The organism is Salinibacter sp. 10B, from assembly GCF_002954405.1.
Taxonomy (GTDB): Bacteria; Bacteroidota; Rhodothermia; order Rhodothermales; family Salinibacteraceae; genus Salinibacter.
This window is the reverse complement of the sequence record NZ_MQWC01000004.1, coordinates 2,586,982-2,609,779: the sequence shown is the minus strand read 5'-3', so window position 1 is coordinate 2,609,779 and position 22,798 is coordinate 2,586,982. Positions and strand designations below refer to the sequence as shown.

The window sequence follows — 22,798 nt, the reverse complement described above, 5'->3', positions numbered from 1 at the left end:
GCCGCTTATGAAACGCTTTTTCGTCATCATCAGCTCGATCCTTCTGGCCCTCGCGGCCGTCTTCTTATGGGCCAGCTCCGGACGACTGTCGGAAGGGGAACTCGCTCAGACGAAACAGTATGATGCTCCAGCATCGAGCACGGCTCCGGATTCGCTCACGGTGACGACCTACAACCTGGGCTACCTGTCCGGCATGACAAACAACGAGCCGGTCGTCCGCTCCGACTCTTTTCTTGCGGCTAATATGCAGGAGGCGCTCGCCCTCCTCCATCGAACGACCTCAGACGTGGTTGCCTTCCAGGAGATTGACTATGGCAGTGGGCGCTCGGGGTACGTGCATCAGCTCGACACCCTTGCGGCCCGGCTCAATTTCGCGACCGCCGCACAGGCCGTGAATTGGGACAAACGATACATCCCATTTCCGTACGGCCGCCCCGCGGTCCACTTCGGTCGCACCCTGTCCGGGCAGGCAGTGCTCAGCCAATTCCCGATCCGCCAGCACCAGCGCATCGCTCTTTCGCGCCCGCCGCAGTCCTTCGTTCGAGACGCCTTCTACCTCGACCGTCTGGCCCAAGTGGTGCTCCTTGACCTCGGCGGCCGCTCCCTCGCCGTCATGAACGTTCACCTGGAAGCGTTCCACGCAGCCACCCGGGCAAAGCAGGCCCAAAGGGTCAACGCACTCTACGACCAGATCACCGCTCAGGGCCTGCCGGTTCTTTTGCTAGGCGACTTCAACAGCCCGCTCCCCGATTCGACGTCCGGGCCTCGCCAGGCCGCGACCGACTCCACAATGCGCCTCCTGCTGGCCGAGACCGCTCTGCGCCCGACGCTCCCCAGTCGCCATCCTCATTTTTCGGGCACCTATCCAGCCGATGCCCCGGCTCAAAAGATCGACCATATCTTCTATCCGCCCGCCATCATGACGCCGGTGAATCGGAAGATTCGCTGTGGCACTCCGTCCCCGCCGTCCGACCACTGCGCCGTCACGGCCTCCTTCCGCCTTGCGCCGCCGTTGGAGTGGCCTACATTAGAATCAGCGCCCAATATTCCCTCGGAATGAATTCGATAGCACAAGTCAAGCTTGGACATCTAGATGCTGGGAATCTCAGATTCCCTGGAGCGACGAAGGTGCTGTTGTCTTGGAAGGAACTTGCTTCCGAAGCGCTGCACATACTTTGCACGATAGCACAAGCCGTTCTCAGAGTGCGCTACAGTCCAAAGTCCAATCCTGGTGGGAGAATTCATTCCGAAAGGAGGCGCCGCGTCAGGTGGCCGTAGAACGCGTCGAGATTGGTCCACTCAATTGCGATGCGGGTCGGGATGCCGTCCTCGTCGCGGCGGGTAATGCCGTCGTCGGTCACAGTGATGGGAATCGCTTCAACGTCAAGGTGCTCACGGCTGTAGGCCATGTAGACGGCTACCACGTCGAAGAGCGTGGAGGAGCGTTCGTCGAAATAGCCCACCTCCGTCCAGGTGACGCGATCGGCCCAGAGCCGATAGTTTGCAAAGAGGGCCGTCAACATCGGATCGTCTGACCGCTTCAGCTTCTGGTAGTGGTCCCCCGTGAGGGCCACCGGATCGGCCGTGTCCAGCGGCGCAATCGCAAAGCTACGCCAGTCCGCCCGCAGAACCGTACGAAACGCGTCCACGTCCCCCTTCACATTGGCCTCCGCAACGGGATCAGAGCCGGCGCCGTACCCCCGATCGATACTGCCCTGCATCCCAACGAAGTGAATCTTGGAGGCAATCCCGGGAGCGCGATCGAGAGCCGCCTCCACATTCGGCAACGGCCCGATGGCGATAAGCGTGATCGGGCCGTCGGCTGCTCGCACCAACTCGATGAACGCCGAAACGCCATTCTCCCGCACCGGCCCGGCGTAATCGTCCAGCTGGTAGTCCCGCACCCAAGGCTTCTGGTACTCGTGGGCCGCCTCGCCGGACGGGCCGAGAGCCACGGGCACGTCGGTGCGACCGGCCGTGGCCAAAAACTTAGCCGCCACGCGGCCCCGGTAGCGCGTGTTGCCGGTCGCAGTGAGCACCATTTGGAGGTCGAGCTCCGGACTCCGCAGCAGATGGGCGAGTGCCCACGTGTCGTCAATGTCGCTGCCGATGTCGGTGTCCAGCACGACCGGTGTCGGCTCATCGGCCATGTCCTGAGCGGGGGCGCGGTTCAGACCTCCGCTCATAGCGAGAACAGCCAGAAAGAGTAAAACGCCGCGCCGCAATAAACGAACGCACGAGGGAATTCGGGAGCTGGGCATGGCGAACAGAGCAGAAGTGAATGTCTACTAGTGGTCAGCCAAGCTGAAGCTGTCGGGCTCCGAATTGAACATGCTGTGTTGAGTACGGCATTCTGCGTCCTGAGGACAGCCCACTGGCTATGGTTCTACCCGACGTGGAAAACGTGACGCACCACTAGCGCGGAATCTCCGTCCTCCACCACATCTGCCCGAACAGGTTCCCCCCCTCCGACTGCCCTCCTCCCGCCCTCAACGCCCATGCCCAAACCTACGCGGCAGCGGGTGTGCGCGCCTCCGACTCTTCGTTCTCGGTCCAGTCAGTGGCCTCGGCGATGCGCTCGCACTGGTGACAGCGAATGTCGCGGTCCCGGCTCTTGTAACAGGGCCGCGCACTCCAGGGCGCCGTGGTGTCCGTATTCGGCAATTCGAGTTGTGACGCCGTCACGTCGGCCAGCGCTTCGATAAACTTAGGATGGCTGTTGAGGCCCGGCATCACTTCGTAGTGCTCCGGAATGGGCGCTCCTTCCTCCTCCAGTTCCTCCGGAATCTCGATGGCCAGCTCGTAGCTGGTCTCAATGTGATCAGTGACGAACGCGACTGGGACGACGAGCACGTCCTCCCCTTCTTCGGCAAGCTCCTCTACCCGGTCGTCCGTCGCGGGCGTGAGCCACTCCGACGGCCCTACCTTGCTCTGGAACGCCGTACTAAACTCGTGCTCGTGCCCCCGATGCTCCATCAGGTGCTTCACGGTCGAGTGGACGAGACAGCAGTACGGATCGCGCCGGTCCTTCATCTCCGTGAGAGGCGTGCCGTGCGCACTGAAGAGGATGTGGACGTCGTCGCGCACGTCGTCGGGGAAGCGCGCCAGCCCCTCGTCGATGCGCTCGCTCAGGGCCTCGATGTATTTCGGATGCGTGGCGTACTCAAACACGAAAGACGTGGGCCAGTCCGGAATCTCGCCCGCCTGCTCCAGCTCGTACCAGTACACGAGCGAGGCGCCGGTGGTCGTCTTCGAGTACTGCGGGTAGAGCGGCAGCAGCACCACCTTGTCCACGCCGTCTGCCTGCATCTGCTCGGCCGCTTCTTCGCTGAATGGCTCCCAGTACCGCATGGCCATGTACGTCTTGAAGTCGACGCCCGCCTGTGACGCGTACTGCTCGTTGAGCTGTTGCTCCAGATTGGACGCCTGCTCGCGAGTGAGCGGATTGATGGGCGAACCGCCGTCGTCGCTGATCTCCTGGTAGTCCTCCGCCACCGACTTCGATCGGAAGTACGAAATGATGCGCGAGAACCAGTGTCGGAGTGTGCCGCGGGCCGAGAAGTAGACGACCTCCGAAAAGTCGATGATCGCCGGATCCATAAACAGGTTGTAGAGAAACGGCTCCACGGCCTCCTCCGAATCCGGTCCCCCGAGGTTGAGCATCACGACCCCCACGGTTTCTCCCTCCTCCACCTCCAGTTTGGCAGACGGGAAAAACTGCCCGTTCACCATTCGGTTGTCGCGGTTGTACTTGTTGTCGTCGTAGCGGCGCAAAAACTCGTACGGCGTCATCAGTCGTGCAGAAAGCCTCGTGTCGGAAGAATCGGTGTGACGGTGTCCTAAACGTACAGAACACAAGGAAGACTCACGAATCCCTCCAATCGTTGCATCTGCGTTGCGGTCCGGGAACGCGCGAGCCGTGGGGAATCCTTGCGGGGAACCGTGGGGGTACCCTCCACCCATTGTTTTTTTCCGCTCTTTCCCCAAAACCCTCCGAAAAAGTACGTCCGCAAACACTCCCGCCTCTCAGAAGACCGAGAGTGCCTCCTATTACGACGCTCCCCACTTACACCCCATCCTTCGACCCACTCCGCGATTGGAGGAGAGAACGCAATCTGAAGACCCGATTTGAACCGGTCGCCTCCCACCTCGCCCTTATAACCCCCACATGTTGCGTACACTCGACAACGACGGCGATGGACGGTACTCCCACACTCTTGTGTTGGCATCGTTCGTTGTCGGGACAAATACGGGCGATTCCACAGTGGGGCAGAATCGATCGCGATCGACTTCTCCCCAACGTTTGTTATTCGTAATCAGAATGCGCTCACTCGCCGTTGATATGAGAGACAATCCACGTCATCAACTCCGGCTCGTCTACGATCCTCCACGAATGCGGTGATTCGTCTGGTTTGGCTCGCTGCTCGTGCGTCGTAATCAGCTCCGCCTCCTCGTTGCCCGCGGTTCGAAGGTCATTTATCAACACGGCCATGTCTATGGCATTTTTCGAGTAGTAGCTCTTCCGACGGTGCTCGATCGACCATTTCACGTCCGGTTCTGTGTATGCTCGTGCCGGGATGTCTCCGAGATGCCGGGCGTTGCCGCCGAGTTCGCTTCCGACATTTTCCCACGTGTACGTATACGGCGAGTATTCTACGTATGCCTCTCGGTTTTTGTGGGGCGTATCACCATGATTTTTCTCCAGCCAGTGAGACCCTCATTTGCCCTCTCCAGCACCGAGACGATGGACGTGAACGTCAATGCGCTCAGTCCGCTCGATACGCTCGCGAAAGAATAACCTTCTTTTCTACAGAAATATCAGCCACAACTCCTCCGATCGCCCGAGTGTTTGCCCACCCCGCCTGAGCCTTTCGAGATCGCCCGATGTCGCGACGCGGCACCGCAATGTCCCCCCTCGCCTCTCCTCCTCACTCTTCCCCTCCCAAATCCTCCGGCGCGTAGTCCCGATCCTCCATCCACTGCAGCAGCGCCGGGAGAAAAACAATTGCCGCCGCCAGCGTTGTCCCCAGCCCAATGGCCGCAAGCGTCCCGATCGAGTTGAGGCCCGGATGGAAGCTGAGTAGCAGTCCCCCAAAGCCGATCATTGTCGTGAGCGTGCCCATCGTCACGTGCTCGCCCGTGGACCGCAGCACCGTCCAGAGCGACCGGCGCCCCTCTTCCCGGTACCGATGCACCATGTGCACCCCCGCGTCGTTGCCGATGCCCAGGATGGCCGGCAGCACCACCATGTTGTAGAAGCTCAGCTTGACGCCGAAGACCTCCATCACCAGCAACATCCAGAGCACCCCCACCACTAGCGGCACCAGCGCGAGCCCCGCCCATCGCAGGCTCCGGAAATTGAGCAGCATCACTAGCGCCACGATGATGAACGTCGCCGCGACCATCCACGGGGCTTCGGCCTGCACCAGTTTCAGCATGTCGGCTGCCACCAACGGCGTCGAGGCCGCGTGGTACGTCGTCCCGTCGGCCGTCGTGATGGTCCCGATTTCGTTCGAAAAGGCGATCGACTTCCGCCCGTCGGACAGGCCTACGGAGGGGTAGATCATCACGAACTTTCCGAGCTCTCCGTCCTTCGTCGTAAACTGCTTGCGCAGAAACTCCGGCACCTGTTCCAGCTCGATCGCCTCCCGCGTCTGGGCGGCGCGGCGCAGGCGCTCGATGTTCTCGGAGTCCTGATTGCGCAGGTACTTATTCTCGTTGACGCGCTCACGAATCTCTGCAATGCGCCTCAGCTTGTTCTGCCGGGCGGTGTCCGAAAGAGGGAAGCGCTCCTGCAGGCTCTCCACGGCCAGGACGGTCGAGGTCGAATCCTCCGCCTTGTGCTCGACCGCTGCCACCACCTCCGGCACGTTCTCCGCGCTGTCCACGAGCACGTACGCCGGATTGCGGCGATTGTCCGCCCGTTTGTTCTCCACTCGCTCAATGATTGCATTCCGCTCCTCGTACGCCTCGTAATCCGGCTCCAGCTTCCCGAAGTCGTACTCAAACGACACGCGAGGCAGCGCCACCAGCGCGAGCCCAACCGCCACGACGCTCCCAATCACGATGGGGCGGGCGCCCCCGAACCGGCGGTCCTCTCCCGATCCCGCCGTTCGCGGATCGCGCGCCGCGAGATTGAGAAGCCCCGCCCACTCCAGAAGGGACAGCAGGGCCGGCATCACGATCGTCATGGCGACGAGCGCAAAAATCACCCCCGTCCCCGCAATGGCCCCAAACTCGCTGAAGCCTTTAAATTCCGCGATCATGAGTACGTAGAGGGCCGCCGCCGTCGTCAGGGCGCCGGTGGCAATGGCCTGCCCCGTACTGACAAACGTCTTCTCCGCCGCGTCGACCACCGAAAGGCCCGTGCCACGCTCCTCCGTGTAGCGGGCGTAGAAGTGAATGCCAAAGTCGATGCCAAGGCCAAACAGGATGAGCCCCAGCGTTGACGTCATGAGGTTCAAGTCCCCAAAGGCCAGATACGCCACGCCGCCCGTCCAGGCAAGACTCATGAACAGCGGCGTCGCAATGACGAGGGCCAAAATGGGCGACCGGACCAGCTCCGCCAGCAATACGCGGCCGCTCCACTGTCCCCCGGTTCGCGTTCGGTACGACTTGTAGAGGAAGTACAACACCACCACCAAAATCACCGTGGCCACCCCGGTCGCGAACGAGCTGAGAACATCGTTCGTGATCGCCTGCACCTCGGCCTGCTGGCGCAGCAGGCGCCCGGCCAGCGTCACGTCCATCTCCGCGTGATACGAGTCCGGCCCGAGGCTGTCCACCAGCGTGCGGAGGTCGCCGTACAGGTTCTCAATAAACCCGACGTCCGTTCGGGACCCGGACGGATAAAAGCGCAGCACCATCGTTGTGCTGTCGGGCGAGATGGGATACTCCTTCCCAATCAACCGATCGTACATCTGCTGCAACTCCTCCCCGTCCGCCCCCCCGTCCGCCTCCTCCTCTTCAATGTCAACGAAAAAGGGATTCGCCTTCCGCTTCGCATCTTCTATCGTCTGATCCAGAAACTGCTCGACTTCCTGCAGCTCTTGATCGCTCGCGAAGTAGAGGGCATTGTCTTTCAGAAATGTGACCTCCCGCTGGTACTCAACCCGCGTGAGATACGGCGCCCCATCGCTCGGCCTCTCCATCTCCAGCGCCTTCGGGATGAGGTCCTCCGCGAAGGCCTTGTTGGCCTCAAACGAAGGGCTCACAATGCCCACCGCCACCTCGCTCTCGCCCCCCACGGCCTGCTGCAGCCGCTCCAGGGCCTGCACACTCGGATAGTCGTCCGGCAATAGGTTCGAAAAGTCAGTGTCGATCCTCAGGTTCTGTGCCTGATGCACTCCTGCCGCAGAGACAAGAAGAGCCGCCACCAGCACCCAACCGGCCCGCCGCACGACGAAGCGAATAACGGGGCGAAGAGCGTCGAACAGTTTGCTCATGTTGAACGCAAAACTCTGAAAAAACGCGATTCAGGACCGAGATGGCCCTCCACAATTTGAGTCCGAGTGCCGAACGGTCGACGTTCGCCGTTCCTGCCTCCAGAGAGCCGCTGCCTCTGCCCTCCATCGTAACGTGAATTTGTGAGAATTCGCTCCTCCCGGCGCCCCCCCACATCCCCACAGATCCCCGGAATGTAGCCCCGGGGTGGGTTTTTCCCTCATCTCTTCTTATACTTTGCGGCGCGGTCCTCTCCGACGCTTACGATGCACACACATCCGCAACTCTTCGATTCTCATGGCCCACACGTACGAAACAATTGAAGTCGGCGACTCCCACGAATGGACGCGCGTGGTCACGAACGAGCACGTACAGAAGTTCGCCGAGATCACCGGTGACGACAACCCCCTCCACGTCGATCCTGAATACGCAGCCGAACATTCCCGATTTGAACGCCCCATCGTCCACGGCGTCCTCCTCCTCGGGCTCATCTCCAAGGTGCTGGGGCGCGATTTTCCGGGCCATGGCAGCATTGCCGTCGGCATTTCGTGTCGTTTTCTCCGTCCGGTGCCCGTTGGGTCCGAGGTGCGCGTCCAAATCAAGGTCTCCGAGAAGATCGAGAAGAACAAACACGTGAAGGTCCGGACGTACATCTATCGCGACAGTCAGATGGTCCTTGGCGGCGAAGGTCGCGTTATTCCGCCGACGGAAGAAAAGGAAGAACCCGTTATGCCCGGTAGCGAGTAGTGCCGTCGCTCCGAGAACACTGACGCCCCCAGTCCCACCCGCCCCCCTCCAATGTGCGCCCCTAGTACGCATGTCTGGATGCAGGCATCAGGGACGGAGAGGCAATCGTCCGTGGGAACGGAATGTGCCTTTGCGAGATTAACTGCAGAAGCGCCCCCCGGCACTGGTTTTACTCAATATCCTCTGTGTAGCGTCGTTGGAGTCCAATGACGCTACACAGGTGGCCTCTCCCTCGTCCGGCAGACAATCTCGCAATCCTATAAACCGTTCCGTTCCTACACTGACTGTAGTAGGGCCCTCGCACCGCTGACGTCCAGGGCGCGCCAGATCCTGTCATGACCGAGCCCCAAGCCACCGGATTGGTCTCCCTCGACGGGGGGTCCTCCCGGAGATCGCCAACGCGGTGAGCGCCTCTGGCCCGGCGGACAATGCCTACTTCGGCAGCTTCAGCGGCCGCCCCTGCTCCACCGTCTCGTCCAGATCGACCTGATTCATGATGGCGAGATCGGTGGCACTGATGTCCTTGGGCAGAAGGCTCTCATCAACGAACGTCCGAAAGGCCACTGCCCGCGACGCCGGGCGAACAGTAAGACGCGTGGGCTGGATGTTCAGCTTCTGCCGATCCGTGAGCTCGTCGAAGCCTGTCATGGGGCGCTCCAGCGCCGAACGATAGGTCCCGTACTGCTGAGCCGTGGTCATCCCTTGAAAAGCGTAGACCCGACCGTCGTACGCGATAAAGTACGAGAGAATGCGAAGGGTCTGTCCCTGCTGGGTCTGCCCCTCTCCCAGCACCCGATAGGCCGAACGACCGTTGACCGTCTCCTGCTGCCGCTCTACCACCGTGAGCCCCTTCTGTCCGGCAAAGTCCTCAGCGGCGGCCGCCGGGGTGTTGGCCTGCGAGATCCGGAAGACCACGTACGCCTCCTGGTTGGGCTGGATCATCGCCACCTGACTCGTCTCATTCTGCACCTGCCAGCCGCTGGGCACCGGGAAGCGAAACTTGAGGTCGGGGTGGTAGAACACCTCGTTTTCCACAAATCCTTGCCGCGGATTTTCTCCGAGAATGATGTCTTCAATGGACGCATAGTAGGCCTCCTGATTCCGGGCAGTTTGACTCCCCTCAATCTTTTGGGCCCATTCCTGCGCAAGTTTAATGATCGTGTCTTCGCGCTGGCCGGGATCCGGGTGGGTGGACTGCCACGTGGGGATGCTCTGTCCGCTCTGCTTCGACTTTCGCTTCAGGGAGGTAAAGAAGTCGGCCCCTTCCGCCGCGTCGTACCCGGCCATCGTTGCGTACTCTACCCCCAGCCGGTCGGACTCCCGCTCGTTGTCGCGGCTGTAGCTCAGTGAAAGCAACTGGGCCGCCGTCCCGCCGAGCCCCATCACGTTCTGCGCCACATCACCGCCGAAGGCGGCCTGTCCGGCAATGGCCCCGCCCATGAGTACCCCCTGCATAATTTGCTGCTTGGCCGCCTGCTTCGACGCGTGCCGCCCGGCCACGTGCCCAATCTCGTGCCCCAGCACCACCGCCAGTTGCGCCTCGTTGTTGAGGTGCGCCAGCAAGCCGCGGGTCACGTACACGTACCCGCCCGGCAGCGCAAACGCGTTGATGATGGGACTGTCGAGCACGCGGAAGTGAAACTCCGTGTTGCGAAACTTTTCCGGCGTGCTGGGCCGCCGCATGTGGCTCTCGGCCAGCACGTCCTGCGCCACCCGGTCCACGTACTGCTGCAATTCCTCGTCCTCGTAGACGCCGTACTGCTGCTGGATCTGCTGGTCGGCTTCCGTGCCCATCTTCACCTCCTGCTCCCAGCTATACCCGTAGGCGCGGGTATTGCCGGAGATGGGATTGGTGCCGGTGCTCACGCAGCCACTGCCTGTGGCCGCGACGAGAAGTACGAGCGGAAGGACGAGGCGCAGCAGACGAGCTCGCTGCAGCGCGAACCGTTGACGAAAAGAAGACGTGTTCATCGGCGAGAGAACCGTGGGTGATGAGCAAGTGCGAAATGAGAATTTTGGCTGCCCCATCGATGTTTCCAGGGAAACGATCCCACGCCCCATTTTCATCCCGCTCCACAAATCGTCACAATTGCTGCTCCATCGGCGCTACGTCCGGACCCGCTGCTGCTATCCACGCTCGCCGCCGAGAGGCAGCCCTGCCCTCTCGTTTTTTTATGCCATAATCTACTCTCCCCCAAATACTTACAACAAAACGACTTCGCCGCACTCGGCCCTGTCCCCCTTCAATGCACTTCGGCCGGATCCTGATTGGAAGAGGGCGTCGTTTCGACGTGGGCCGCCCCCTCCCGTCGCTCGACCGACAGGGCGCGGTGGGCCTCTGCTTCAAAATTGACCGCCTGATCGAACAGATCGCGGCCCGTGGCGGTGATGAGGGTTTGCCCGACTGCGTTGGAGCGCAGAAGGTCGAGAAAGACCGCGGTGCGGCGGGCGTCGAGCTCGGCGAAGGCGTCGTCGAGCAGGAGCAGCGGGGTGGTGTCGCTCCGGTCGTCGAGGTAGAAATATTGTGCGAGCTTGAGCGCCATTGCGAAGGTTCGATGCTGGCCCTGCGAGCCGTAGCGGCGCACCTCCAGGTCGTCGAGGCGGAAGATGAGCTCGTCCCGCTGCGGGCCGACGAGCGTGGTCCCGCGGTCGCGCTCCTGCCCCATTTTGCGGTCGAGGGCAGCCCGAAAGGCCTCTTCGACGTCGTCCACGGAGGCGTCGGGGGCAAGGTCGGCAATGGTGTCGTACTCGATGGTGGGCCGCTCGGCCACGGCGTCGATCTGATCGTAGGCGTCGGTCAGGTACTCGACAAACGTTTGCAGGAACTGCTGTCGTCGGTGAATGACGCGGCTGCCGAGGCTCACGAGTTCCTCGGTCCACGGCTCGATGAGTGCGTTCGGCGGCGGGTCGGGGCGCTTCTTGTAGCTGCGCAGCACCTCGTTGCGCTGGCGGCGCGCGCGCCGGTACTTCATGAGGTCGTCCATGTACACGGGCCGCGCCTGGCTGAGGATGTTGTTCACGAAGCGGCGGCGCTCGCTGGGCCCGCCGGCCGTGAGATCGGCGTCCTCCGGCGAAAAGATGACCACGGGGAGCACGCCCACGATGTCCGCCAGGCGGTCCAGTTCGGCCCCGTTCACGAACATCTTCTTCCCCTCGCCCGGCACGTACGCCAGTCGCACCTCCATCGGCTTCTGCCGCACGCCCGTCACCGTGCCCTCCACCTCAAAGTACGGCGCCTCCTTCCGCACCGCGTACCGGTCGCGCGAAGCCGTGAAGCTCTTGGTGAGGCACAGGTAGTGCACCGCCTCCAGCACGTTGGTCTTGCCGACGCCGTTCGGCCCGTACAACAGGTTCACCGACGGGGCGAGCGCCAGCTCCGTTTCGGTGTGGGCCCGGAACGACCGCAGATGAAGGGTGCGCAGGATCATGGAGAAGAGGCAGGACCGAAAGGGATGATCGGCAGCATGCGGCGGACTTGGTTTCCGTCCGGTGGTCGGCTACAATACGATACGGAGAGCGCCTTCGTTCGTCGCACGATCCATTTCACGTGACGTCCCCATGGCCAACGATCGTCCCTTTCACCTGCGTTCGATGGCGGCGTCCGACGCGGCGGCGGTGAAACGCCTCTGGTCGCGGCGGTTCGGCGGCGAGGCGGCTACCCAGGACCGGTGGATCGAGGCGGCGCTCCGCCCTTCACACTCGGCCGTCGGACTCGTGGCGACGGCCCACCCCTCCGGCCCTGTGGTCGGTCTTTCGTTTCTCGACGTGGGCGACGCCGCATTCACCCGGCAGTACCTGGGGCTCGATGTGCTCTCTCGGCCGCTCTCCCTCGCCGACCGGAATGGTATTTTCCACCTGACCTGCGTCGATCAAGACTGGGAGGGTCTCGGGATCGGTTCTGCGTTCTTCGAACGACGACTCGACATTGTGGCCGACCGGAATGTGCCCCGCACGTTCGGCATCGCCTGGCACCGGCCTCACACCGTCGACAGCCGCGTCTTGTTCGAGAAGTATGAGTTTGCTGCCGTCGCAACCATCAACCGGTATTACGACCGGGTCGGCGGACGCCCCCATTGCCCGGACTGTGACGGGACATGCTCCTGTACGGCGTCTATCTACTCTTTCCTTCAGTGAAGGATAAACAAATTACCACCTCTCTTTCCCCGTCTGCAGTTCGGGATTTCCAGCTCAACTCCATAAGTTTGGGGCGAGTCTGGATTCGACTCGCCCCTAGGACTGTCCGTGTGTGTACTGGCCTTACGCCTCTGGATCTCCGCCCGAGCCCCACCATCCCATTTGGATGAGAAGCCTCCTTTTCTCCAGCGGAATTTATTGTATTCTTTCCTTTTCTATTTCTCCACTCATTCCGGGACAGTGCCTATGAGTCCTCTACCTTACTACCATCGTCGTCATCGTCATCACTGGACGAAGGATCTCCCCCTCCTCCTCGTGAATACACCGGAAGGGATGCGTGCTCGAGCGTAGCGTCGTATGCGTCGATCATGACATAGCGTAGAGTCTGTGAGAGAAATGCGCATGTCCCCCGTGTTTGTCACAGGATACAGAATACAAACAAATATTATTCCGCTGCTTTGATGTCCGTATTTCTCTTCGGACTCCTGCTCATATTATCCCCACCGGACTCCGCCGACGATCGGAGTGCGTGCCTAGACCTCTTTCCTACTCAGTCTCGGTCCGCGCTTCGGGTCGGCTCCCTTAACGACGCTCAGACGATTTGGACCTCAGAAACGTCAATTTCGCGGGACTCTCTTCGGGCAACGATTTCGCAGCTGCAAAAGGCTCGGACGTGCCTTCAATCCCTCTCCTCCAGCGCTGAGTCTCCTTCTCCCTCCATCGTCCGTTCTTTGCACTGGGAGACCTTCTCGCATGCGGCTCTCCGTGATTTCTCCAACGCCTTTCAGGCATTTGAACAAGCGGTCTCTTATCTCCGCCGGGATTTCCCCGCTGACTCCATCGATGGCATGCGAGACCGGTGGCTCCCGACCCTCCACCAGGATCGGGGATACCTACACTTCCTGCTCGGCGACCTGTCTGCCTCCATTGAGCACTACCTAAAGGCCTACCAGACGACGCCCGACTCACAACCGAGCGAGCAAATCCAATTTCTCATCGATGTCGGGATTCTACATCTCCGAACCCAAGACTACGCTTCCGCTCGCCACTACTTCGATCAGGCCGAGTATCTCCTGCAGAGTGAATCCGTCCCCCCTGAAGAACGCAGAGCACTGCAGGCTCGAACGTATCAGATGCGGGCCGATTTACAGCTGTCGACCTCTGAGTACTCGCGGAAAAAGGTTGAACGGTCTCGCACACTGTTCCAACGAGCGCACGCACTTGCAGACTCCGGAACCGAGCGGCATGCGCGCATCTCTCTCCTCCTTTCGGAAACCCAGGGCTATCTTGGTAATTTCGAGACGGCGTATCGTCTAAATGAAACGGGTCGGCAGTACGCCCGGACACATGACAACGTACGCCTTCAGGCGTTCTCCCTCCTCAAGCTCGGCGTGCTTCACGTGCAAACGAAGCGCTGGACGCGCGCCGACTCCACTCTCAGCCGGGCGCTCACCCTGTCCGAGAAACTCGGCGACCTCGACTATCAGCGCCGCATCCTCCGCACCCTCGGCCGCCTCCACGAGATGCAGCGCAACTGGGGCAAAGCGGAAAAATACTATCGGCGTGGCATCGGGGTTATTGAGGAGTACCGGACGTCCCTCACGGCTTCGCAGTGGTCCATGACGGCCTTTGCCGAGTGGCGCAACGTGCACCGTGGCCTGGTGCGCACCCTTCTTGCCCAGAATCAGACCCGCGAGGCATTCGTCGCCCTCGACAATGCCCGCGCCCGCCACCTCCGCGACCTCCGGACTCAGGCACGCGTGGCCGAACAGCTTCCCCCGACGGCCCGCCTTCGCCTGGACAGCCTGTCCCGTGCGCTCACCACCGTGCGCAATCAACTCAGCACGGACGCTCGCCCCGACACGCAGACGACCCAGCTTCGAAACCGGGAGGCACAGCTCATGGCCGCCCGGCAGCAACTGCTCCAGCTCGACTCTCGCTCCACCCGCCCGTCCCTCGACTCCATTGCCGCCACGCTCCGCCGACAGGACCGTGCCCTCGTCGCGTACTTCGTCGACGACCCGTGGCCGGTGTACGACCGATCGCCCCGCTCGGCCGCGTTCGTCCTCACGCCCGACACGCTCCGGACCGTCCCGCTCCCCGGCCTCACGCAGGACTCCGTGCGCACCCTCACCAAATCCGTGTCTCCCCTGTTCAGCGCACGCGGAAAACCGGACCGCGTAAATGCCTTCCACTTTGACCTTCGTCCGCTCCATCGCCTCTACAACACCGTCTACGCACCGGTCTCCTCCCATCTGCCCGAGGACCGACCCGTGACGATCATCCCGGACGGCGCCCTCTTTCACCTCCCGTTTTCAATGCTCGTGACGTCGATGCCCGGCGGCCGGTTTGCGCCCTCCAAGGCCCGGTTCCTCGTCCACGACCGGGCGACCTCGCTGGAGCTGGCCCCGTCGCTCGTCACCGCTCCGGACACGTCGGCCACCGACTGGACGTCCTACGAGCCGCAACTGGCCGCCTACGGAGTCTCCACCTTCGACACCCTCGAGACCGTCCCGTCCGCCCTTCGGACCGCTCTCCCCGAAGCCGTGCAGGACTCCACAGTTCGCCTGCCGCCCCTTCCCGGCGTTGAACGAGAGCTCGATGTCCTGAAACGCTCGGTCTCCGACGCCCGCCTGGCCCTGAACGACAACGCCACGGAGCGCTCGTTCTGCCGGGATGCCCGCCAGGCCGGCATTCTCCACGTGGCCTCCCACGCGTTCGTGAACGCCTCCTCGCCTCTTCAAAACGCTATTCTCCTCCGCCCGGACGACACCGCCCCCGGCGCAGAGGCGGATACGTCGGGCTCGGACGGCGTTCTCTTCCTGCACGAACTGCAGGAGCAGCAGACCCGGATCCCGCTCGTGGTCTTGAGCGGCTGCAGTACCGCCAAAGGCACACTTCGAGGCGGTGAAGGCATGGAGGGACTCCAGTACGCCTTTCGGGCAATGGGCGCGCAGTCAACCGTCTCCACGCTCTGGCCCGTGGCCGACGAGGCGAGCGTGGAACTCATGGAGGGATTTTATCACTACCTCCAGAACGGACACCCGAAGGACGTGGCCCTGCAGAAGGCCCAACTGGACTACCTGGACGCGCACCCGCAGAAGGCAAGCCCCTTCTTCTGGGCCCCGCCCGTCCTTTACGGCTCTCCCGCAGCGCTTCCCCTTGACTCCAAGGCCTTCCTGCCGCTCTGGGCCTGGGCCCTTCTGTTTATGATCGGACTGCTTGTCGGGGCGTCCCTCTTCGTCTGGGGGCGCGGCCTCCCAAACTGGGACCGGTTCCGCGGCCGTTCCTCTTGATGCACGCCCCGGGCTCTCGTTTTTTACACGTACACGCCTTTTCTCAATCGCCGTCCGGTCGCGTATGTCCGAGCACTCCGCCCTCTTCGATCAGCTGCAATCCCTCGCCACCGAACAACGAAACCCAAACTCCACCCACATCGATACCGCCTCGGTGGAGGAGATCCTGCGCGTCATCAACACGGAGGATCACCTCGTGCCCATCGCCGTGCGGCGGGAGTTGGACCACATTGCAACGGCCGTGGAGCACGTGGTGGAGGCGTTCGAGAACGGCGGACGGCTTTTCTACGTGGGCGCCGGCACGAGCGGACGGCTCGGCGTGGTGGATGCGTCGGAATGCCCGCCGACCTTCGGCACCGATCCGGAGATGGTGCAGGGCATCATCGCGGGCGGCAAACCGGCGGTCTTCCGCTCGCAGGAGGGCGCGGAGGACATCCCCGAAAAGGGCGCGGAGGCGCTTGAGGAGCACGGTGTCACCGAGGACGACGTGGTGTGCGGCATTGCCTCCAGCGGACGCACCCCCTACGTGGTAGGCGCCGTGGAGCACGCCCGCGACGAGATTGGCTGCCCCACCCTCTTCGTGACGACCGTTCCACGTGACGAGCTGGACGTGGACCCCGACGTGGCCATCTGCCCGGTTGTGGGGCCGGAGGTGCTCATGGGCTCGACGCGCATGAAGAGCGGCACCGCGCAGAAGCTCGTCCTCAACATGATCACCACCGCCTCGATGGTGCGGCTCGGCAAGGTCTACGAGAACATGATGGTCGACCTGCGACGCACCAGCGAGAAGCTCGTGGAGCGCGGCATCCGCACCGTGATGATGGTCACGGGCGTGGGGTACGACGAGGCGGACAAGATCCTGGATCAGTGCGACGGGCACGTCAAGACGGCCATCGTGATGATCCTCGCGGATGTGGAGCTGGACGAGGCCCGACGCCGTCTGGAGAACACCGACGGCTTCGTGCGGCCGGCGATTGAGGGTGTACGGGGGTAGTCTCGGCCTACCTGGAAACGTCGTCCTCGTCAGAGGGCCTCACTTCCTCCTCGGCATCCTCAACAAACGACTGGACTTGCTGGAGGCGACGTTTCACTTTCGAAGTGGACGGTTGGAGGAGTCGGTAATCGCAGTCTTCTCGTTCTTCCTGGAGGGCACGGAGCAGTGCTGTGTCGACCTCCTCCCGCAAATGTTTGTGAATGAGGGTGTGCGTCCCTCGATGCGTTTTGGACGTCAGTCCCCGACTGAGCAGAAGTGCCTTTCCCGCCGAAAAGACGGCAAAGTAGGCCCGGGTGAGCGCATCCGATGGATAGTCATTTTCGAGAAGAGCAGTGGCGGCCTGAAGTCGAATTCGAGCGGCCTCAATCCATTCTGTGCTCGTCATAACCGAACCCCTTCTTCCCTGGCAACTCGAACAAAGTCGTCGTCCTCACTGGCGTGATGGGGAAAAATCCCATACTCAAAGTCATACTCTCGCTCAATCTCCATTGCCACCTCCACGACCCCATCGGTCTCCGCAAAATGGTCGTCAACGCCGCGGAGCACGACGACGATGTCTAGATTCTTACCCTCGTGTTCTTCCTCCGGCTCAAAGGGATTTCTCGGAAGGGCATATAGCGCCTCAAGACGATCCCCATATGCCTCTCTGTATCGGCGAGAAAGGGCCGCGAGAATGTCTACTCGTTCAGTGGCTTCCATTGTCCGTACGTACCTGTGGCGGGATTGTACTGGACCTTTTCTATTCACCCGTTGATGTGCCGGTTTCACGCTGCCGGCCTCCTCAAACTTGCTTCTCTGTCCCAACGACTGTGCTCTCCAGGAAAGACATGCTCATGCCTGCTGCACCCCTCAGTCAAAACGCCCCCCCCTCTTCTCCATTCGCTTTGCGACCGCTGAGTCTTTCGCAACGTGGTGAGACGTGACGGGCGCCACCCAATCCGTTTCGTCCAGAATGTCCGTCACGGCATCCGTTTCTTTCCAGTGTTCGTACGGCCCCTGCAGAACGACAATGACATGCGGGGCATCCTCCCCACCCTGCTCTGGCTCGTACGGATCCTCATGGGTGGCGTACAGTGCCACGAGCCGTTAGTGTGCCCGAAAGCGCCGGACACACATCGCAAGCACGTCTGCCCGTGTCGCTGGAGGTGCTGAAGGAGTTGGAGCCATCTCAGGGATCTTCTTTGGACGCATTCAAACTGTTTCAGCATACGCCTCCCCCCTCTCTTGAGATTCGATCTAGAACCCCGCTCTTCACCATGAGCGCCGCCCTACGTTCCACGTGAAACATCCAACACCACCCTCAGCGGCGCTCTATCGGGGGTCGCAGTGTTTCACGTGGAACAACGACCCTCCCCTCCCCACTCGACTGTCATCCCCCGAAACGACGTTCCACGTGAAACAATCGGTGCTATTGCGCGGAGCCTCCGATCCCGATCACTTCTCAAAGAGAATCGTCATCAGTCGTGGGAGATCGTCGTTCGTTCCATACCACTCGCCCATTTCGCGCACGGTGAATCCAGCGCCCACTCCCTCGTTCACAAACTCCGACACCGGGTGCGTGAACGCGTCAATCGTGACGTTCTCACCGGACGCCTCATGATCGAAGTTCGCCTGCGCGCCCCCAAGCTGGCGATACGGATGCAACTCGCTGAGGTAGAACCGTCCGCCGCTCCGAAGCACGCGTCGAGCCTCCCGAAAGATGGGACCGAGCCGCTCCACGTGTTCGAGGACGAGCGTGGACACAACGCAATCGAACTGCCCTCCGTCAAACGGCCAGGGCTCCGTGACGTCCAGCCGCCAGAGCGCGACGTCCGTTTCTTCGAGACGTGTCCGCGCCGTCTCCAGCATGGCCTCGGAGAAGTCTACCGCCACCACCCGCCCGGCGCACGACGCAAGCCACTGGGTGTTGAACCCCGTCCCGCAGCCGATCTCCAACACGTCGTCGTCGGGATGGAGAAATGACTGTTCGCGTAGTACCTCTGCGTTCAGGTCGCGGGTGGCGTTCTCGTCACGATCATACTGAGATGCCCACTGGCCGTAGGCGTCTCGAATAGAAGAATCAGGCATCTAGGACTCTGCATTGTGGACAGAAGCGCCATACTTCAACCCTCGACCCTCAAGGATTGCTCCTCCCCTCGCCCTTCCCCTCTCTTCCACACGTTCCTGCAGCATTTCCCAAAACCAGCGCGGAGCCGCATCCCTCTCAAAATGGCAGTCCTGCCAGACAGCGAACGGGGTTTCACGTGAAACATCTGCGACTCTTCCAAAAGGCCCACGAAGAGCGCATGCAGGGCGAATCTTCCGTTTCCGGGGGTTCGTAAAGGGGCTGACAGTGATCCGTCCCTCCCGCCGGTACGACTCGTTCCAGAGCCGCCGTTCCCGACCCTGATCGGGGCGTCGGCCTTTCGGTGTTTGGGCGTCTTGGGAAAGGGAGAAAAAATGAGGGTGCGCGATAGGGCGCACAGAATCCAGCAAAAGAGGAATCGTCCCCCCCTTCGCCCACTCGCCCTCTCCCCCCCACGCCCTCCACGAGAGATAGAAGCACGCCGAGCGAAGTCTGCTCACTCGGATCCAAAACGTTCTCTTACATCAGGAATCACAACCGCCTGTGTCTCTCTCCTCCATTGCCAATCGCATCGAGACGACCGCGGCCGTCAGCCGCCTCCGCGCATGGGCGAGCGACGCCGTCGATGGTAGCGATTCTCCAGTGTTGCACGTAACGGGCGCCGCCGGCTCCCTCCCGGCCTTCCTCCTCTACCACATTCACAAGACGCCCGGCGCGCCCCTCTGCTGCCTCGTGCCGGACGAGGACGCGGCGGCCTACCTGCAGAGCGACTTAGAGCAACTGGTGACCGACCCGGAGGAGGACATTCTTCGGGTGCCCGCGACGCGGAAAACGCCGTACGACCCAGAGCAGATGTCCGACTCGACGCCCCTCATCGAGCGGGCCGATGCGCTGCAGCGGCTGGCGGAGGGCTTTACGGGACTGCTCGTGACGAGCGTGGATGCGGTGGGCGAGCTCGTGCCGCCACCGGAGGCTGTGCAGAACGAGACGCTCACGGTCGAAACGGGCGAGGAAATCTCGATGGACGCTCTCGTTGAGCGGCTCGTGGATCAGGGGTTCTCGCCGGTGGAGTTCGTGGACGAGCCCGGGCAGTTGGCGCGGCGCGGCGGCATCCTCGACGTCTTTCCCTATGCCGGAAGCTACCCGGTGCGCGTCGACTTCTTCGGGGACGAGATCGACGGGTTGCGCGAATTCGACCCGGAGACGCAGCGCTCGGTGAGCCGTCTCACCACCGCCCGTCTCGTGCCCAACCTGGAGCGCGAGAATGCGGCCCGGGGATCGATCCCGCTCTTCGAGTACCTGCCCGAAGACGTGATCCTCGCCACAGTCGACGAAACGCAGCTCCGCGAGGGCGCGCAGGCACAGTACGATGAGGCGGTGGAGGCATACGAGGATCGAAAAGAAGAGCTGTCGGAGGACGAGGATGCGGAGGAATCGCCCGACGACCTGACGCCGCCGGACGAGCGCTTTCTCGATGGGGAGCACTTTGCCGCGGCGCTCGACCGACACCCGCGCCTCCTCTTCGGCACGTTTGCTGCCAGCACGCAAACCAACGGGACGCCGAAGGAGACCCTCGACCTGGAGGCCGATCCGCAGCCGTCGTTCAACAGCGACATGGACGTGGTGCGCGACCGGCTGCAAGAGAATGGCGATCGAGACCTCGACACGTTCATTCTCTGCGACAGTCACGGGCAAAGCTCCCGCCTCCGCGACCTGCTGGAGTCGGAGATCGATCACGGCTGGGCACGGCTCGTGGTAGAGTCGCTACACGAGGGGTTCGAGTTGCCCGCGGCCAGCCTCGCGGTCTACACCGACCACCAGATCTTTAACCGCTACCACCGCCCCTCCACCAAGAAGCGGAAGAAGTACAGCGGCGGCATGAGCCTCCGCGACATCAAGAATCTGACGCCGGGCGACTTTGTGGTGCACGTCGATCACGGCATCGGCAAGTTCGCGGGCCTGAAGCAGATCACGGTGCGCGACAAGCAGCAGGAGGCCGTGCGCCTCAACTTCGCCGACAATGACATCCTCTACGTCAACGTCAACGCCCTCCACAAGCTCAACAAGTACACCGGCAAGGAGGGCCACTCGCCCACCCTCACCAAGCTCGGCTCCGGGCAGTGGGAGAAGACGAAGGAGCGAACGAAGAGCAAGGTCAAAGACATTGCGCGCGACCTCATCAAGCTCTACGCGAAGCGGAAGGCGTCGGACGGATACGCCTTCTCCAGCGACACCACGTGGCAGCGCGAGATGGAGGCGAGTTTTGAGTTTGAGGACACGCCCGACCAGGCCGAGGCCGCCGAGGCTGTGAAACGTGACATGGAGGAGCCGGTGCCGATGGACCGGCTCGTGTGCGGCGACGTGGGCTTCGGCAAGACCGAGGTGGCCGTGCGCGCCGCGTTTAAGGCCGTGCAGGACGGCAAGCAGGTCGCTATGCTCGTGCCCACCACCATCCTTGCCCAGCAGCACCACGAGACATTCAGTCGTCGCCTGGAGCGCTTTCCCGTGAACGTGGAAGTGCTGTCCCGCTTCCGCACGCAGGCGGAGCAGACGGAGGTGCTCAAGAAGCTGGAGAAGGGCCAGGTTGACGTTATCATCGGCACGCACCGCATCACCTCCGACGACATTGAGTTCGACGACCTCGGCCTGCTCATCATTGACGAGGAGCAGCGCTTCGGCGTAAAGACGAAAGAGAAGCTCCGGAAGATGCGGGCCTCCATCGACACGCTCACCCTCACCGCCACGCCGATCCCCCGGACGCTGCAGTTCTCCCTCCTCGGCGCACGGGACCTCTCGCTCATCAAGACGCCGCCGCCGAACCGGCAGCCCATCAACACCGAGATCCACACCTTCGACCAGGACCTGATCCGCGACGCCATCGTCTACGAGACGAGCCGCGGCGGGCAGGTCTTCTTCATCCACAACCGGGTGAAGACGATCAACGAGGTGGCGGAAATGGTGCGGGCGATGGTGCCCGACGTGCGCGTCGGCGTGGGCCACGGCCAGATGAGCGCGAGCGAGCTCGAAGACGTTATGGTCGATTTCCTCACCGAAAAGCTGGACGTGCTCGTCTCCACCTCGATCATCGAGAACGGCGTCGACATCTCCAACGCCAACACGATGATCATCAACCACGCGGGCTCGCACTTCGGGCTCTCGGAACTGCATCAGTTGCGGGGCCGGGTGGGCCGGTCGCAGCGGAAGGCCTTCTGCTACCTCCTGGTGCCCTCCATCCACAGTCTCACCGACGACGCCCGCGAGCGGCTCAAGGCCGTGGAACAGTTCTCGGACCTCGGCAGCGGCTTCGACATTGCGATGCGGGACCTCGACATCCGCGGGGCCGGCTCGCTGCTGGGCGCCGAGCAGAGCGGCTTCGTGGAGGACGTGGGCTACGAGATGTACCACAAGATCCTCGACCAGGCGATGAAGGAGCTGCGGGAAGAGGAGTTCGAAGAGGTATTCGACGGCGAGGCCGTGCCGCCGGGGCCCGAGACCTCCGTCGACGTGGAGGAGGACGCCTACATTCCCGACGAGTACGTGCGCGACAACACCGAGCGCCTCAACCTCTACCGCCGCATCAGCGACGCGCCGGACGAGACGACGCTCGTGGACCTGCTGGACGAGCTCGAGGACCGCTTCGGGGATGTCCCGGACCCGGTCGAAAATCTGCTCACCGGTGCCCAGCTCCGCCTCCTCGGCGAGCGGCTGCGCATGCCGAAGGTGGTCTACAAGAACGAGCGGCTCTTCCTCTACCTCCCCAGCGAGAACGCCGATCCTTACTTCTACGAGGAGGTCTTCCACCCGCTGCTGGAGAAGCTCTCCCTTCTGGACCGCGAGTACGTGATGAAGGACGACGTGGAGGGCGGCCTCATGCGAGCCATCGTGCAGGACGTGTCCACGCTCAACGACGCGCTTCACGTGATGGAGGACCTGCTGCTGGAGGAGACCGCGACGGTGGCGACGGTAGAAGCGTAAGCGCGTGGGAGTGGAGAGCGTGGGGGGCAAGGGCGCGGACGTGGAGTGCGTGGGCGTCGAGAGTGAGGATGACTGAGGGGCACATGCATCAGGATCTCCGCGCGAACGATCTACAGACAAATCAGACTCCCGCCCGCAGCGATC

17 protein-coding genes are annotated in these 22,798 nt (G+C 62.3%); 6 read left to right on the top strand and 11 right to left on the bottom strand.

Annotated elements, in window-relative coordinates; all coding sequences use genetic code 11:
- Positions 1 to 7 precede the first annotated feature (7 nt).
- Complete coding sequence (locus BSZ35_RS10750) at positions 8 to 1,060, top strand: endonuclease/exonuclease/phosphatase family protein (RefSeq protein WP_105012435.1); 1,053 nt, start codon at positions 8 to 10, stop codon at positions 1,058 to 1,060.
- Between the two features lie 181 nt (positions 1,061 to 1,241).
- Here the strand turns inward: BSZ35_RS10750 and BSZ35_RS10745 are convergent, their stop codons facing one another.
- The 4 genes from BSZ35_RS10745 to BSZ35_RS10730 all read right to left on the bottom strand — a co-directional run bounded on the left by BSZ35_RS10745 (position 1,242) and on the right by BSZ35_RS10730 (position 7,445).
- Positions 1,242 to 2,261, bottom strand: a complete 1,020-nt coding sequence (locus BSZ35_RS10745; RefSeq protein ID WP_219846626.1) for a nucleoside hydrolase — start codon at positions 2,259 to 2,261, stop codon at positions 1,242 to 1,244.
- A gap of 247 nt (positions 2,262 to 2,508) precedes the next feature.
- Positions 2,509 to 3,792 (bottom strand): ferrochelatase, encoded by a 1,284-nt coding sequence (gene hemH / locus BSZ35_RS10740; RefSeq protein WP_105012433.1) that lies wholly within the window; start codon positions 3,790 to 3,792, stop codon positions 2,509 to 2,511.
- Positions 3,793 to 4,327: 535 nt separating this feature from the next.
- Positions 4,328 to 4,549 (bottom strand): hypothetical protein, encoded by a 222-nt coding sequence (locus tag BSZ35_RS10735; protein WP_105012432.1) that lies wholly within the window; start codon positions 4,547 to 4,549, stop codon positions 4,328 to 4,330.
- Positions 4,550 to 4,928: 379 nt separating this feature from the next.
- The gene (locus BSZ35_RS10730) at positions 4,929 to 7,445 is read right to left on the bottom strand and encodes an MMPL family transporter (protein WP_105012431.1); all 2,517 of its coding nucleotides are present in this window, start codon (positions 7,443 to 7,445) and stop codon (positions 4,929 to 4,931) included.
- Between the two features lie 295 nt (positions 7,446 to 7,740).
- Here BSZ35_RS10730 and BSZ35_RS10725 point away from each other — a divergent pair, with 295 nt between their 5' ends.
- Positions 7,741 to 8,190, top strand: a complete 450-nt coding sequence (locus BSZ35_RS10725; protein ID WP_105012430.1) for a MaoC family dehydratase — start codon at positions 7,741 to 7,743, stop codon at positions 8,188 to 8,190.
- 432 nt (positions 8,191 to 8,622) lie between these two features.
- Here the strand turns inward: BSZ35_RS10725 and BSZ35_RS10720 are convergent, their stop codons facing one another.
- Positions 8,623 to 10,161: a M48 family metallopeptidase gene (locus BSZ35_RS10720; protein WP_181149290.1), complete on the bottom strand. Its 1,539-nt coding sequence runs from the start codon at positions 10,159 to 10,161 to the stop codon at positions 8,623 to 8,625.
- Between the two features lie 272 nt (positions 10,162 to 10,433).
- Complete coding sequence (locus BSZ35_RS10715) at positions 10,434 to 11,618, bottom strand: DNA replication/repair protein RecF (RefSeq protein WP_105012429.1); 1,185 nt, start codon at positions 11,616 to 11,618, stop codon at positions 10,434 to 10,436.
- Positions 11,619 to 11,748: 130 nt separating this feature from the next.
- Here BSZ35_RS10715 and BSZ35_RS10710 point away from each other — a divergent pair, with 130 nt between their 5' ends.
- On the top strand, positions 11,749 to 12,324 hold the full coding sequence (locus BSZ35_RS10710; protein WP_105012428.1) for a hypothetical protein: 576 nt from the start codon (positions 11,749 to 11,751) through the stop codon (positions 12,322 to 12,324).
- Between the two features lie 244 nt (positions 12,325 to 12,568).
- Here the strand turns inward: BSZ35_RS10710 and BSZ35_RS19880 are convergent, their stop codons facing one another.
- Complete coding sequence (locus tag BSZ35_RS19880; RefSeq protein ID WP_258096190.1) at positions 12,569 to 12,694, bottom strand: hypothetical protein; 126 nt, start codon at positions 12,692 to 12,694, stop codon at positions 12,569 to 12,571.
- 478 nt (positions 12,695 to 13,172) lie between these two features.
- Here BSZ35_RS19880 and BSZ35_RS10705 point away from each other — a divergent pair, with 478 nt between their 5' ends.
- Complete coding sequence (locus BSZ35_RS10705; protein WP_258096189.1) at positions 13,173 to 15,620, top strand: CHAT domain-containing tetratricopeptide repeat protein; 2,448 nt, start codon at positions 13,173 to 13,175, stop codon at positions 15,618 to 15,620.
- Positions 15,621 to 15,684: 64 nt separating this feature from the next.
- A complete protein-coding gene (gene murQ / locus BSZ35_RS10700; protein ID WP_105012426.1) occupies positions 15,685 to 16,614 on the top strand; it encodes an N-acetylmuramic acid 6-phosphate etherase in 930 nt (309 codons plus the stop codon).
- Between the two features lie 7 nt (positions 16,615 to 16,621).
- Here the strand turns inward: murQ and BSZ35_RS10695 are convergent, their stop codons facing one another.
- The 4 genes from BSZ35_RS10695 to BSZ35_RS10680 all read right to left on the bottom strand — a co-directional run bounded on the left by BSZ35_RS10695 (position 16,622) and on the right by BSZ35_RS10680 (position 18,681).
- Complete coding sequence (locus BSZ35_RS10695; protein ID WP_105012425.1) at positions 16,622 to 16,999, bottom strand: HEPN domain-containing protein; 378 nt, start codon at positions 16,997 to 16,999, stop codon at positions 16,622 to 16,624.
- Positions 16,996 to 17,313 carry a hypothetical protein gene (locus BSZ35_RS10690; RefSeq protein ID WP_105012424.1) on the bottom strand — a complete coding sequence of 106 codons (318 nt, stop codon included), beginning with the start codon at positions 17,311 to 17,313 and terminating at the stop codon, positions 16,996 to 16,998. The genes BSZ35_RS10695 and BSZ35_RS10690 overlap by 4 nt, the downstream gene beginning before the upstream one ends.
- A gap of 150 nt (positions 17,314 to 17,463) precedes the next feature.
- Complete coding sequence (locus BSZ35_RS10685; protein ID WP_105012423.1) at positions 17,464 to 17,694, bottom strand: hypothetical protein; 231 nt, start codon at positions 17,692 to 17,694, stop codon at positions 17,464 to 17,466.
- Between the two features lie 354 nt (positions 17,695 to 18,048).
- Positions 18,049 to 18,681, bottom strand: a complete 633-nt coding sequence (locus BSZ35_RS10680; protein ID WP_105012422.1) for a class I SAM-dependent methyltransferase — start codon at positions 18,679 to 18,681, stop codon at positions 18,049 to 18,051.
- A 541-nt stretch (positions 18,682 to 19,222) separates the two neighbouring features.
- On the opposite strand from BSZ35_RS10680, the gene mfd reads away from it, so the two are divergent.
- Positions 19,223 to 22,654 (top strand): transcription-repair coupling factor, encoded by a 3,432-nt coding sequence (mfd, locus tag BSZ35_RS10675; RefSeq protein WP_105012421.1) that lies wholly within the window; start codon positions 19,223 to 19,225, stop codon positions 22,652 to 22,654.
- The last annotated feature ends 144 nt before the right edge of the window (positions 22,655 to 22,798 follow it).

What these genes read in the sequence shown, in the direction of transcription:
- BSZ35_RS10750 (WP_105012435.1), top strand. Translation starts at nt 8, where the DNA reads ATGAAACGCTTTTTCGTCATCATCAGCTCGATCCTTCTGGCCCTCGCG.
- BSZ35_RS10745 (WP_219846626.1), bottom strand. Translation starts at nt 2,261, where the DNA reads ATGCCCAGCTCCCGAATTCCCTCGTGCGTTCGTTTATTGCGGCGCGGC.
- hemH (WP_105012433.1), bottom strand. Translation starts at nt 3,792, where the DNA reads ATGACGCCGTACGAGTTTTTGCGCCGCTACGACGACAACAAGTACAAC.
- BSZ35_RS10730 (WP_105012431.1), bottom strand. Translation starts at nt 7,445, where the DNA reads ATGAGCAAACTGTTCGACGCTCTTCGCCCCGTTATTCGCTTCGTCGTG.
- BSZ35_RS10725 (WP_105012430.1), top strand. Translation starts at nt 7,741, where the DNA reads ATGGCCCACACGTACGAAACAATTGAAGTCGGCGACTCCCACGAATGG.
- BSZ35_RS10720 (WP_181149290.1), bottom strand. Translation starts at nt 10,161, where the DNA reads ATGAACACGTCTTCTTTTCGTCAACGGTTCGCGCTGCAGCGAGCTCGT.
- BSZ35_RS10715 (WP_105012429.1), bottom strand. Translation starts at nt 11,618, where the DNA reads ATGATCCTGCGCACCCTTCATCTGCGGTCGTTCCGGGCCCACACCGAA.
- BSZ35_RS10710 (WP_105012428.1), top strand. Translation starts at nt 11,749, where the DNA reads ATGGCCAACGATCGTCCCTTTCACCTGCGTTCGATGGCGGCGTCCGAC.
- BSZ35_RS19880 (WP_258096190.1), bottom strand. Translation starts at nt 12,694, where the DNA reads ATGATCGACGCATACGACGCTACGCTCGAGCACGCATCCCTTCCGGTG.
- BSZ35_RS10705 (WP_258096189.1), top strand. Translation starts at nt 13,173, where the DNA reads ATGCGAGACCGGTGGCTCCCGACCCTCCACCAGGATCGGGGATACCTA.
- murQ (WP_105012426.1), top strand. Translation starts at nt 15,685, where the DNA reads ATGTCCGAGCACTCCGCCCTCTTCGATCAGCTGCAATCCCTCGCCACC.
- BSZ35_RS10695 (WP_105012425.1), bottom strand. Translation starts at nt 16,999, where the DNA reads ATGACGAGCACAGAATGGATTGAGGCCGCTCGAATTCGACTTCAGGCC.
- BSZ35_RS10690 (WP_105012424.1), bottom strand. Translation starts at nt 17,313, where the DNA reads ATGGAAGCCACTGAACGAGTAGACATTCTCGCGGCCCTTTCTCGCCGA.
- BSZ35_RS10680 (WP_105012422.1), bottom strand. Translation starts at nt 18,681, where the DNA reads ATGCCTGATTCTTCTATTCGAGACGCCTACGGCCAGTGGGCATCTCAG.